This window comes from Actinotignum sanguinis (assembly GCF_003957255.1).
Lineage (GTDB): Bacteria > Actinomycetota > Actinomycetes > Actinomycetales > Actinomycetaceae > Actinotignum > Actinotignum sanguinis.
This window is the reverse complement of the sequence record NZ_QDIE01000021.1, coordinates 18045-30086: the sequence shown is the minus strand read 5'-3', so window position 1 is coordinate 30086 and position 12042 is coordinate 18045. Positions and strand designations below refer to the sequence as shown.

Here is a 12042-nt window from a genome sequence, read left to right as displayed (position 1 = left end):
GTGATGGTGAGTTGTAGATCTTTTCCAGGGTGCTTCGTTCCTCGTCACTCAAGGCGAGTGGTTTAGCGGGGTGCGACATGGATCAATAATACCATCACCAGTAAGCTATTTCACGGACGGTACACTAGTTCATCCAGGAAGAGCGGGCGGATGGTTTTGAAGATATTGGGCACCGAGGTGTAGTGCTGACCCAGGTTAGCGCGCTGCTGCTTATCGACCACACCCTGGAACATGGAGCCGAAAATATCCGGGTTGATTTCCGACCAATCCAAGGTGCCGAGCCGCAAGAGGGAATCCCGGGCCGCCATGGTGAAGTGGGGGACAGCCAGCGAGGCGTCGTCGTTATTAATACGGAAAAGGCGACCGTTGACGTACGGGAAGTCCTGCAAATAAACGGGTTTGTCGGCGGGACTGGGGGTGTCCAGTGCGCGGAAAAGGGTGCGCAAGAATTCCGCGGTATCCGAGCCGTCGCGCTGAGTGTAGGAGCCGATTGCGCTGGTGAACTGGCCGCGCGCGAAAATGCCGGTGTCCTCCGCGAAGAAACAGAAGAGGAGACGGGTGAAGAAAATATTGAGGCCGTGGCGGGAAGCGGTGTCGATGAGCATATCCGGGCTGGCCTCGAGGAGGTCGTCGTAGAGCTTGCTCATGTGTTCGGCGGCGCGGCGGTCCGCTTTGGTATCCGAGGTGAAATCGAGGCGTTCCATATTGGCCCACGGCAGGAAGAACGTGACGTTTTTATCGATCTGCGCGAGCGGCGTGATGAGGGAATCGCCCGTTTTCGTGTCGAACGCGGCGAGGCCGGTGTAATCGGTGGCGATGACGAAACGGGTGTTGTAGCGGATCGCGGTCTCGCTGGTTTTGAGTTCAAGGGCCACGGCAGCGAGGTCACCAGTGGTTTCGCTGATATAGAGCTTGTTTTTCCACACGACCTCGCGTTCCGGATTTGCCGCGACGTTGATGGAGCTGGCGGTGGTGGAGCGCAGGCGGGCGATAGAAGATTTTGAGATACCGTAGGCGCGCAGCAGGTCAAAGAAGAAATCGCGAGTGTAGCTGGGCTGGCCGGCCAGTGCGCGCACGCTTTCCTCGATGGTGGATAGGGTCAGTGCCACGCGCGGCTCCTTTCACGGCGGGCCCGGGCACGAGAATGCGGGCCGGGGCGGTATGGGTCTATTTTAGGTGGTGGCCCTAGGATCGCGAGGCGGTCCGGACCCTCAATCGGACTGGTTCATCTTTTGCGGCCGGCTTGTTCAGTTTTTCACCGGCGGGTGGCGTTGGCTGGGCATGTGACGTAGATGGTAAACGTAAGCGGGGCAAGTGATCGGGCGTTTATCTGGAGTTTTCTGGTGTTTCCCGCGCGTTGTCAATAAGTTCACATGTGTAGGTATTTAGAAATATATTGAGAATTGCTTTCTCAATAGTGTAGAAAAAGGATGTAATCCTCTGAGTCGCCTTCTTTGCGGGGGGGGGGGGTGATTCTTGGGCTAGTTTCCCCGACAAATCGCCATGAAGAAGATCTTGCAACGAATAGCCACCACGCTCGTTGTAGCTGGTGGAGTGTGTGGTTTTGGAATCGGGGCCGCGCACGCGGTCGGCATAGAGGTGGAGACGGAGCAAGGTAGCGGCTACATCGAAAAGTCCTCGAAATTTTCCATTAGCTCGCAATGCGTGGCGGGCGAGCCGCAGATATCAGTGAGGGAAACGTACGTGAAATATCGCCATTCCCTTTCTCTCAAGGTCCGCCTCACGGGCGAGAGGAGGCCGCCTCATTTTGCTATGCCGTTTTTGAAGGTGCGCGTCAATGACAGCTATAACTGCACATGGGTGCCGGCTAGTCTCACGCCCAGAGATAATGAGGGTAATCCGAAGGTTTCGCTTGGCTCAATCCACCGTTTTGATTGCGCGGGTGATACGGATATTACTCGCGCACCGAAGCCGGACGATACTCCGGTAACTGTAGATATTCTTGGCCGGGAAACTAGGTGGGGTTCGTGGAAGCACATCGCGCAGTTTACTCCGCGCATCACGAGCCGCATTCCGGATTATCGCGTGACTTTGGCGGATGCGACACTTCTTGAGCACTCGGACACCTCTGGGAGACTGGATGTGGATATTCCTGCGCCTGAAGCCAAAGCGGGGCAAACGGTTAAAGTTCTCGCAGAAGGACCGGACGGTAGTGACGTAGTCGCAAAATTCACGCTGGAGCAGAAAGATCTGTGCCCGACTCAAGCAGCCGTCTTTCCAAACCCACCAAAAGAAACCCCTGATATCCCCGAAGTCGAAGAAGAGGACGAGCCGGAGGATCCGGAGCCTTCTCCGACGCCTTCCGTAACGGAGACTCCTTCTCCCTCGCCTACACCGAGCGCGCCGCCGAGTGCTACGCCGGAGCCGAGTGAAATCCCTACGTCGGAGCCGAGTGAGACGTCTACACCCACTCCGACGCCCACGGTCACCCCAACGCCGCACGCGAGTGGAACGCCGGCTCGGAATCTGCCTGCAACCGGGGCCACGCATGGCTCCCAGTCCGCCTTCCTCGCAGCCCTTCTTGTAGTACTTGGCACGGGTGGAATACTAGGGGCCCGGCGCCGCTGGTGCTAGTTGCTGCTTTCGCGGGGGAGTAGCGTTTCTTCCAGGCCGACCAGGAGTGCTTCCACCATGATGGTGAAGTACTCCTGGCTCATCTGGTTCTCGTTCTGAGGATCGGTGAGGGGCAGCAGGTAGTTATCAAGCATATCGGTGAGCGCGGCCGAGCCTGCGGCCAGGGGCTGGGCCTGGGCTACCATACGGCCCAGGTCGTGGCGTTGCTCCCGGCGGGTAGGGCTGCGCAAATTCCTCGCCGTAATCGCCCATAAAATCGTATTGATAATCATTGAGTAGGCCTGCGGGGCGTGGTGATGGAAACCGGCCTCGTGCAGTTTTTCGAAAGAAGCCTCAAGTAGCGGCAGCATCTCCGCGCTGAAATTACCATGCATCATCCGCTCGGTCACCCCTGGATGCTCCAGCAGCACGGGCCGGGCGTTAGTAGCCAGCGCCATAAACCACGCTTTCCACTCCAGGCTTTTTTCGGGCAGAGCGATGGAGCCAATGAGCTGCGCGATGACTGCATCAATAATGGCGTCCCGATTCGCGAAGTAGTGGTAAATCACCGAGGGTGAGACCTTGAGCTCAAGCGCTAAATCGCGAATTGACCAGTTTTCTATGCCGCGTTCGCGGGTCAGGGACTGAGCGACCTGGCGAATTTTATCCTGGTTCAGACCGACGCGCCTGCCGGTGTTCGCGGATGTAGCGTGCATATATCCAGCATATCGCCACCCGGCATTGACACTACTAGAACGGTGTTCTAGTGTGTGTGCAGTTCACTCATAACGTCTGAAAGGGAACTGCTATGACCGAAGCGAATGCTCACCCGCACTCGGCATGGGAATCAGAATCTGAGCTAAAGCCGGAAACGGGGCGCGGATCAACATCTCAATCTGCATCGAAAAAGAACCAGATACCGGGTCTATTCCCGCTATTTTTGGCTGTATTGCTGGCCTATATGGGGCAGATGATTCTCAACCCGATTATCGCTCCGCTCTCGCGGGAAATCGGTTTGCAGGAATGGCATATCGGAGCGACGATCTCCCTGGCTGCCATCGTGCTCTCGCTCAGTTCAACCACCTGGGGGCGAGTATCCCTACGGCGCGGCACCCGTCCCATCTTGATGACGGGCATGCTGGGTGCGGCTACGGCGCTGGCAGCCTTCGCGGTGGTGGCTTGGTTCGGGCTGCAAGGTGCGCTTGCTGGAAGTGCCTTGGTGATCGGGGTGGTGTTTACCCGCGGGCTCCTCTACGGCGGATCCATCGCCGCCATTACACCAGCCGCACAGACCTACATCATCACCCATACCCACAGTGAGGCGCAGCGAGTCAAGGGTGTGGGTATGCTCGGTGCCGCACAAGGCTTCGCCACCATTCTTGGCGCGCTGGTGGGCGGGAGCCTGGCGGCCCTCGGCGGATTCATGCTGCCACTCGTGGTTATGCCACTCATGATCTTGGCGGGAATTGCGGTGCTGCTCCTCACCTTCACACCCACCCGGGGTGAAAAGCGAGTGGAGAAACCCGCCAAAGTTAGCTATTTTGACCCGCGGGCATTTGCCTTCCTGGCCTGCGGTTTCCTCATGTTCACGGTATTTTCCACCCTGACCACCGTATTCGGCTTCCTGCTCCAAGATACCTTGGGACTGGAGGCTGCGGCTACCGCCGGGTTCACGGCCTTGTGCATGTCCATTATGGGAGTGGTCATGATTATCGCCCAGGCCGGGGTGGCGCCGCGGCTCGGCTGGAGCGCGGTGCAGCTCTTCCGCCGCGGCCTCGTGATTTTCTTCGTGGCGGTGGCGCTGCTGCTCTACCCGACGCACCTGTGGGTCTTCGTAGTGGCCTGCGTTCTGGCGGGCTTTGGTTCCGGCTTAGCGATGCCGGGCTATAACACCGCACCCACCCTGAAGATGGAGCCACATGAACAGGGCGGCATGGCCGGGCTCATCAACGCCAATAACGGGATGGCCTACGTGCTGGCCCCCGTTGGCTCCACGGCGCTTTACGGCATCGCACCGTGGCTGCCGATTGTGGTCTGTGTGGTGCTGCTGGCACTGGGCATTCTCATGAGTGCGGTGCATCCCTCGTTTAGGCAGTAGGGGGTAGGCGGCGGCGTCGTACCTATTCCGTAACCGCGCGGAAAAGCGGGGTGAGGTTCGTGAGGTGGTGAGAAAAAACGTCTCCCCTGGGACACTTCTACGAGAGGTGCGGGGAGTCCTGTCGCCGGAAACGGTACCAGAAATTGGGAGTGACCGGTAGCTGATGGGGACCTATATTTCCTCCACCGCGCGGAAACGGCCGCTTGGATCAGCGCTGCCGTTCGCGGCCACGATCTGGCGAGCCTGCGCCAGGGCGCTCTCCATATCCGCGAAAAGATAATCGTCGATGCTGAGTTGGCCCAGCTCCATGCGCTGGGCCATCTCCTGTACCTGCGTGGGCAAGCCCTTGACCAGCACGGTATTTCCGGCATCGACCAGGCGATCCACCACCTGCGCCAGAGCGCGCACTCCGGTTGCGTCCACGATCCCCACCCGGGAAAGCCGCAAAATCACCACATCCACTCCCGCCAGGCGCGGAATTTCACGCTCGATGCGGTCGCCCACACCGAAGAACATGGTGCCGTCAATGCGCAAAATAGCGATTTTTGGATCCGAGGGGAGATCTTCACGGAAAATACCAGAACGGTTGGCCATGCGCCGCAACACCAAAATGCCGGAAATAATAATTCCCACGGTGATCGCCCAAATAATATCCAGGCCCACCGTAATAATCGCCGTCAGAACGAAAACCGTAGCATCCGCGCGGTTGGAACGCAGCACCTGCCGCACCGTATCGGGATTAATCATGCGGTAGCAGGTCACCACCAGCACACCAGCAAGAACCGAAAGTGGAATAACCGCGACAGCCGCGGAAGCCACGTACACCACCCCGAGAAGCACCGCCGAATGAATAATCGCGGCCAGGCGCGAACGCCCACCCGAGCGCACATTCACAGCGGTGCGGACAATGGCGCCCGTCGCCGGCATCCCACCGAAAAGACCACAGCCCACCGAAGCCAGACCCTGGCCCACCAGTTCCCGATCCGGCGAATAACTGCCGCCGCGCACCATCCCCGCCGCGATCCGCGCGGAGATCAGCGACTCAATACCCGCCAGCGCTGCCACGGCCAGGGCGCCCGGCGCCAGCGCGCTGAGCAGGTCCACGGATATTTCGGGGACAACTGGGGCGGGGAGAGCAGCGGGGATGGTGCCGATGGACGGCACCGTGAGGTCGGCAGCCCAGGCGATGATACTCACCGCCAGTACCGCGATAAGGGCGCCGGGCAGCTTCTTTGAGATCTTCGCGCACACCGCAATAATGATGACGGCGGTCAGGCAGAGCAGCCCCGTAGTGAGCGCCGTTGCCGGAGTTATTCGGGTGAGTGCTTCGAAAGCCGCTGGTAGGGTGCTCAAGCCCGCCCGTGCCTCCACGCCGATAATATTGGGCACCTGTTGGAAGAAAAGGATAGCGGCAATCCCCACCGTGAAACCCTCGATCACCGGCCAGGGGATGAGGGAGACGGCGCGGCCCAAACCCAGCACCCCTGCCAGCAGAATCATGAGCCCCGCCATGAGGCACAGGAGCGGCACCACCCGCGCGCCGTGCGCGGTAACGATGGGGGCAAGGATCACCGCCATGGCGCCGGTGGGTCCGGAAATCTGATAGTTGGAACCACCGAAAACCGCGGCGATAATCCCCGCCACAATCGCGGTGATAAGGCCGGCCTCCGCGCTGAGTCCACTGGAAATAGCGAAAGCCAAAGCGAGGGGGAGGGCCACGATCCCCACGGTGATGCCGGCGGCAATATCTTGACGCCAGTATTTTTTCGCGGCGCGCAGGTCAGCGGCGCAGGGCAGGAGGGAACGCAGGTGTGTAACAATAGCGGGCACGGAAACCTTCAGAAACCTTTCATAATCTCAGCATCTGAACAGGCCGTATCGCGCATATGTGGAGATTTTGGCGCTCAAATAGTGCGATGGTGCACGGGTGGGCGTCAAGATGCGTGTGGTCGAACGAAGCTACCTTAGCATAGTTGTCCATATTTTGAGACGGTATTGTGATGCGGCTTCCCGTATCTTTTTGCGCTTCACGCCGTTAAAGTAAGGCCATGAAAAAGCGAAGCGCCGGGCTTGTTATTGCCATTGCCGTGATCGTCCTCGAACTTATCGGGGGAATGCAGACCTACCTCAATCAGCTGATTTTGCCGATCCTGGCGAAGGATCTGCACGCGCAACACCTCTACGGCGTCATCATGGGGGTATCGGCAATGTCCTCCATGGCGGGACTACCCATCGGGGCGGCGCTCATGAATCGGATTCGGCTACCGCGCCTCCTCATGGGAGCCACGGTATTCCTGGTGGTGGGAGCCTGCACCAGTGCGGCAGCACCGCATATCTCGGTCTACCTTGGCGGGGCGGTGATCCGGGGCCTGGCCGGCTCCACCCTGGCGATGACCTCCATCGGGGCGGTGGCGCTCGGGCTTTCCGGGCGCGCCCGGCGGCTCACCCTAGCTTTTTCCTCCGCCAGCTGGGTGGTGTCCTCCGTGCTAGGCCCCGCTTACGCGGCGTGGGTGACACACCTGCTGTCCTGGCGCTGGGCCATGCTGCTCTACCTCCCACTCCTGCTGGTAGCCCGCTTCGTTATCGCCCTCAATCTCACAACCGAAGGGGAACGTAAAAAATCACCCTTCTCCTTTACGGCGCTCCTCCTCATCATCGTGGGGGTGGGAATAACGGTGCTCCCCGCGGCGGGTGCTCTCAAGATCATCCTGATGGTGACAGGGGTAGCGGTGCTCGGCTGCGTGGCCGTGCTCCTCATGCCGCAGGGCACCTTCACGCGCGCAACACCCCGCCGCGCCGCCCTTGCCGGCATGCTTTTCCTCACCGGAGGGTATTTTGCGGGAAATGAACTCGTCTCCCTCACGGCGCATGACCTCTACCGGGCCGGCCCGGATGCGCTGGGCGTCATCATCATGGGTGGCGGTCTCGGATGGGCCATCGTGGGCGTGTTCTGCGGCATCAAACCGGCCACCACCCGGCGCGGATATCGACTCCGCGTGCTGAGCGGACTCGGTTGCATCGCGCTCGCGGCGCTCTTCTTCACGGTATGGATTTTCTCCGGGTGGCAACTCGCATCACCCACCGTGGTGTTCTGCACCGTATGGACCATTGCCGGGATCGGAATGGGCATCGCGTACCTGGACACCCTCAATATTTTCTTTGACGACCCCGACGTCCCCGACGGCATCACCATCGAGACGATGGCAAGCTCAGCGGTGATCGTAGAATCCCTCGCCTCCACCATGTTCATACCGCTCACCACCTCCATCGTCGCCACGGCCTTCACGGCTCGCCAGGGGGTATTCGCGCTGCCCTACGCACTAACATGGCTGCTCATCGCGGTGGCTATCTTCATCTCATTCGGTTACCTCCGGCGTACCTACCCTGCGCGAACAGCGTGAGGCGGGGCCCGAATTTTCACACCCGAAAAATACCGCGATGGCGAGTCCGTGCGCGGCTCAGGGGAGGGGCGCCAGCTGGCGCCGTCGTCGCACCATTCCCGCCACGGCGCCAGATTCCACGCAAAGGCAAGAGAGCAGATATTCTAGTAACCGGGCTCGCCACCGGAGGCGAGCAACCGGGGACACACGGGGAGACACAAGGAGGGAACCATGGCGGGTTCACCACCGCAAGATATGCTCAACCGCATCGCTGATGCATATGGAGTGGCAACGCACTATTGGAGTTTCGCGGGCGAATACGTGACGGTGGATGCCGATACGCTCGTCGCGGTGCTCGCGGCCATGGGGATTGACACCTCCACTCCGGAAGCGGCGCAGGCGGCGCTGGACACGGTAGATAGCCGCGAATGGCGCCACGTGCTGCCCGCCACCACGGTGGTGCGCGAAGGAAATGAGCAGATCATCCGTGTGCACGTGCCGCACGGTGCCGCCGTTACCCTCACCTACGAACTGGAAGACGGCGGGGAACTTCCCGCCGTCCAGGCCGAAGATTTTGAACTGCCGCGCCTCATCGACGGCGCCATGATCGGCCGCGCCGCCTTCGTGATCCCGGGCAATCTTCCGCTCGGCTACCATACGGTGCGCGCCAAGGTGACCCCGCCGGCCGCGGGGGAGGAGGCCGCCACCTGGCACAGCGGGGCACTTATCGTGGTGCCCGCGCGCCTGCCCGCACCGGCCGACAAAGGTGTGGCCGGCTGGGGCGTGATGAGCCAGCTCTACTCGGTGCGTTCGCGTGAATCCTGGGGGACGGGAGACACCGCGGATCTGGCCGAACTCGGTTCGCTTTTCGGCGGGCTGGGGGCGCAATTCGTGCTCATTAACCCGCTGCACGCCGCCGAACCGTGCGGGCAGCTCACCAACTCGCCGTATTTGCCGACGTCGCGCCGCTTCTTCAACCCCCTCTACATCCGCCCGGAGGATATCCGCGAAGTGGCCTATATGGACTCCGGCAAGCGCTCCATGGTCACGTGGGCGGGGCAAGCCCCCAAGGAATCCTCGCTGCACAATACGCTGCTGGACCGCAGCGCCTGCTGGGAAGCCAAGCGCAGCGCCCTCGAAGTGATTTACCGCGAGCCGCGCAGCCACGCCCGCCAGGCCGATTTCGATGCCTTCCGCGCCGCCGAAGGGCAGGGCCTGGAAGATTTCGCTTTCTGGTGCGCCATGTATGAACGCTACGGCAAGCATTTCCCCGCCGCGTGCGAGCGCCCCGATACCCTGGCGGCGCGCCGCGAACGCGCTGAGCTGAGCGAACGTATCGATTTCTACTGCTGGTGCCAGTGGGTGATGGACCAGCAGCTGGAGGCCGCCCAGAAGGTGGCGCGCGATGCCGGTATGGGCATCGGAGTGGTGCACGACCTCGCGGTAGGGGTGCAGGCCTGCGGTGCGGACGCCTGGGCCAACCCGGATGCCTTCGCGAGTGGCGTGAGCGTGGGTTCCCCGCCCGATATGTACAACCAGCTCGGCCAAGACTGGTCCCCGCCGCCCTTCAACCCGGTGGAGCTGGATCGCCAGCATTACGCCCCGGTGCGCGATATGGCCCGCACCGTTATGCGCCATGCCGGCGCGCTGCGCATCGACCACGTGATGGGATTCTTCCGTTTGTGGTGGATTCCGGCGGGCAATAAGCCGGTGGATGGCACCTACGTCTACTACAACCACGAAGCGCTCATCGGGGTGCTTATGCTGGAAGCGGTGCGTTCGGGAACCTTCCTCATCGGGGAAGACTTAGGCAACGTGGAACCCTGGGTGCGTGATTTCCTCACCGAACGCGGGATTTTCGGCACCTCCGTGATGCTTTTCGAAAAGGAAGGGGAATCCTTCCGCGCCCCCGAACATTACCGCAGCGCCTCCCTGGTCACGGTGGATACTCACGACCTGCCTCCGCTGGCCGGTTACCTGGCCGGCGAACACGTGGATCTGCGCGCCTCCCTGAATATCTTGGTGGAGCCGGTGGAGCAGGTGCGCGAAGAAGCCCGCCGCGAGCGCCAGGTGCTTATCGAGACCCTGTGCGGTTGCGGCCTGCTGGAGAATGGTGATCCTACCGAGCGTGAGCTCATTGAGGCGATGCACTGCTATATTGCCCGCACCCCCGCCCAGCTGCAGGCCATTGCGCTGGTGGATGCGGTGGGCGAGCGGCGCACCCAAAACCAGCCCGGGACGGATACCGAGTACCCGAATTGGAAGATTCCGCTGGCGGACGGTACCGAAAATGTGGTGCTCACCGAGGACCTGGGCGAGCACCCCCGGCTGCGCTCCCTTATCGCCGCGTATACGGCCGAGTATGAGCGCTGCCACCCGCGCGGCTAAGGTGGCTCGCTAGAACAAGCGGTCGTGCGACTGGCTTTAAAGGTACGACGACGCAGCTAGGCCCGTCTCCTAAAATTTGCGCAAATTTTAGGAGACGGGCCTATCTGTTGCCCAGCACTTCTTCTTAGAGTGAATGCACCGGCCGGTCTGCCTCATCCCTGAGTGGGGAATGGGGCACGGGGCAGGGGAGGATGAGGCGCAATGGAAGCGCACCGTTCCCACCGTCTCCGCACCGGCCACGATTAACATTCTCAACGGTGAGGAGAGAACATGAAAAAACATCTCGTACCATTTTCGGCCACCGCCGCGTCACTCGGTGGCTTCCTCTTCGGTTTCGATACCGCGGTGATTTCCGGAACCACGGCAGCGCTCCAAGACAAATGGGATTTGAGTGCCGGGCAGCTGGGCTTCACGGTCTCCTGCGCCCTGATCGGCACCATTATCGGGGCCCTCTTCGGTGGCATCCCGGCCGATAAATGGGGCCGGCGCCCCGTCCTCAAAGGCGTGGCGGCCCTCTACCTCATCACCTCGGTGTGCGTGGCGGTGGCCAATAGCTGGGTCTTCTTCCTCATCTTCCGCATGCTTGGCGGGATCGCAGTGGGGGCTTCTTCGGTGATTGCCCCGCTCTACACGGCGGAGATTTCCCCGGCGGCCCGGCGCGGAAAACTGGTGGCCACGGTGCAGCTCAATATCGTGATCGGCATTGTGGTGTCCTACTTCTCCAATTACATCATCGTCAAGATGATGCCGGTGGAACTGGGCTGGCGCTGGATGCTCGGTATTCAGGCGGTACCCTCACTCATCTTCCTCGCGGTGTGCTACTTCATCCCGGAAAGCCCGCGCTGGCTCTACACCCGCGGGCGTGACGCCGAATCCCTGCGTGTGATGGAAGACCTGTGGGGCAAGCGCGAGGCCGCTCAGGTGATGGAAAATATGCATAATGCTGCTCCGCACGCCGCGGCAACGGAGCCCTTCTTCTCCAAGCGCACCGCCCGCCCCATCACCATGGCCATCCTCATTGCCTTCTTCTCGCAGTTCGCGGGCACCAATGCGGTGCTCTACTACGCACCGTCTCTGCTCCAGTCGGCCGGTATCGCCGGCGATGCCGCCTTCGCCTCCTCCATCCTGGTGGGGCTGACCAACCTGGCCTTCACCCTGCTGGGGCGCTCCCTCGTGGATAAGGTGGGGCGCCGCCCGCTGGTCACGCTCGGTGCGGGCATTGACCTGGTGGCCCTGCTGGCCATCGCCGGAATCTTCTATTTCAACGGCTCGGAACTGTCCACGACCACCGGCATTATTGTGCTGGTGCTCATCATCGTGTTCATCGCCGCGTTCGCGGTTGGTATTGGTTCGGTACTGTGGGTCTTCATCTCGGAGATCTTCCCGCCGGCCCACCGTGCGAACGGGCAGGCCGTTGGTTCGGCCGCCCACTGGGTGTCTGCCGCGATCATTTCCGGCACCTTCCCGGTGATGTTCCAAGCCTCGATGACCTTCACCTTCCTCTTCTACGCTGCGTGCATGCTCGGCGCGGTCATCTGGTCACGGACTATGATGCCGGAGACGAAGGGAACTCTTCTCGAAGACGTATAGCCCGGACGGCGC

At 61.2% G+C, this 12042-nt stretch carries 8 protein-coding genes; 5 read left to right on the top strand and 3 right to left on the bottom strand.

The genetic code is table 11. The annotated features are described in order from the left end of the window. Positions 1-110: 110 nt before the first annotated feature. Positions 111-1109, bottom strand: a complete 999-nt coding sequence (locus DDD64_RS08935; RefSeq protein WP_206435399.1) for a type IIL restriction-modification enzyme MmeI — start codon at positions 1107-1109, stop codon at positions 111-113. Positions 1110-1503: 394 nt separating this feature from the next. Between DDD64_RS08935 and DDD64_RS06210 the strand changes: the two genes are divergently transcribed. Then, positions 1504-2595, top strand: a complete 1092-nt coding sequence (locus tag DDD64_RS06210; protein ID WP_126135533.1) for an LPXTG cell wall anchor domain-containing protein — start codon at positions 1504-1506, stop codon at positions 2593-2595. Here DDD64_RS06210 and DDD64_RS06205 read toward each other — a convergent pair. After that, positions 2592-3290, bottom strand: a complete 699-nt coding sequence (locus tag DDD64_RS06205; RefSeq protein WP_126135532.1) for a TetR/AcrR family transcriptional regulator — start codon at positions 3288-3290, stop codon at positions 2592-2594. The two genes, DDD64_RS06210 and DDD64_RS06205, sit on opposite strands and share 4 nt — an antisense overlap. 92 nt (positions 3291-3382) lie before the next feature. Between DDD64_RS06205 and DDD64_RS06200 the strand changes: the two genes are divergently transcribed. Further along, positions 3383-4672 carry an MFS transporter gene (locus DDD64_RS06200; protein ID WP_241227484.1) on the top strand — a complete coding sequence of 430 codons (1290 nt, stop codon included), beginning with the start codon at positions 3383-3385 and terminating at the stop codon, positions 4670-4672. A 171-nt stretch (positions 4673-4843) separates the two neighbouring features. On the opposite strand, the gene DDD64_RS06195 is transcribed toward DDD64_RS06200, so the two are convergent. After that, the gene (locus DDD64_RS06195; protein WP_126135531.1) at positions 4844-6502 is read right to left on the bottom strand and encodes a SulP family inorganic anion transporter; all 1659 of its coding nucleotides are present in this window, start codon (positions 6500-6502) and stop codon (positions 4844-4846) included. 218 nt (positions 6503-6720) lie between these two features. On the opposite strand from DDD64_RS06195, the gene DDD64_RS06190 reads away from it, so the two are divergent. From DDD64_RS06190 to DDD64_RS06180, 3 genes are all read left to right on the top strand, one after another. Next, complete coding sequence (locus tag DDD64_RS06190) at positions 6721-8073, top strand: MFS transporter (protein WP_126135530.1); 1353 nt, start codon at positions 6721-6723, stop codon at positions 8071-8073. A 210-nt stretch (positions 8074-8283) separates the two neighbouring features. After that, the gene (malQ, locus tag DDD64_RS06185) at positions 8284-10440 is read left to right on the top strand and encodes a 4-alpha-glucanotransferase (RefSeq protein ID WP_126135529.1); all 2157 of its coding nucleotides are present in this window, start codon (positions 8284-8286) and stop codon (positions 10438-10440) included. A gap of 270 nt (positions 10441-10710) precedes the next feature. Beyond that, positions 10711-12030, top strand: a complete 1320-nt coding sequence (locus DDD64_RS06180; protein WP_126135528.1) for a sugar porter family MFS transporter — start codon at positions 10711-10713, stop codon at positions 12028-12030. The last annotated feature ends 12 nt before the right edge of the window (positions 12031-12042 follow it).

Coding starts and splice junctions, on each gene's coding strand:
- DDD64_RS06200 (WP_241227484.1), top strand. CDS start 3,383: ATGACCGAAGCGAATGCTCACCCGCACTCGGCATGGGAATCAGAATCT.
- DDD64_RS06180 (WP_126135528.1), top strand. CDS start 10,711: ATGAAAAAACATCTCGTACCATTTTCGGCCACCGCCGCGTCACTCGGT.
- DDD64_RS06205 (WP_126135532.1), bottom strand. CDS start 3,290: ATGCACGCTACATCCGCGAACACCGGCAGGCGCGTCGGTCTGAACCAG.
- DDD64_RS06210 (WP_126135533.1), top strand. CDS start 1,504: ATGAAGAAGATCTTGCAACGAATAGCCACCACGCTCGTTGTAGCTGGT.
- malQ (WP_126135529.1), top strand. CDS start 8,284: ATGGCGGGTTCACCACCGCAAGATATGCTCAACCGCATCGCTGATGCA.
- DDD64_RS06190 (WP_126135530.1), top strand. CDS start 6,721: ATGAAAAAGCGAAGCGCCGGGCTTGTTATTGCCATTGCCGTGATCGTC.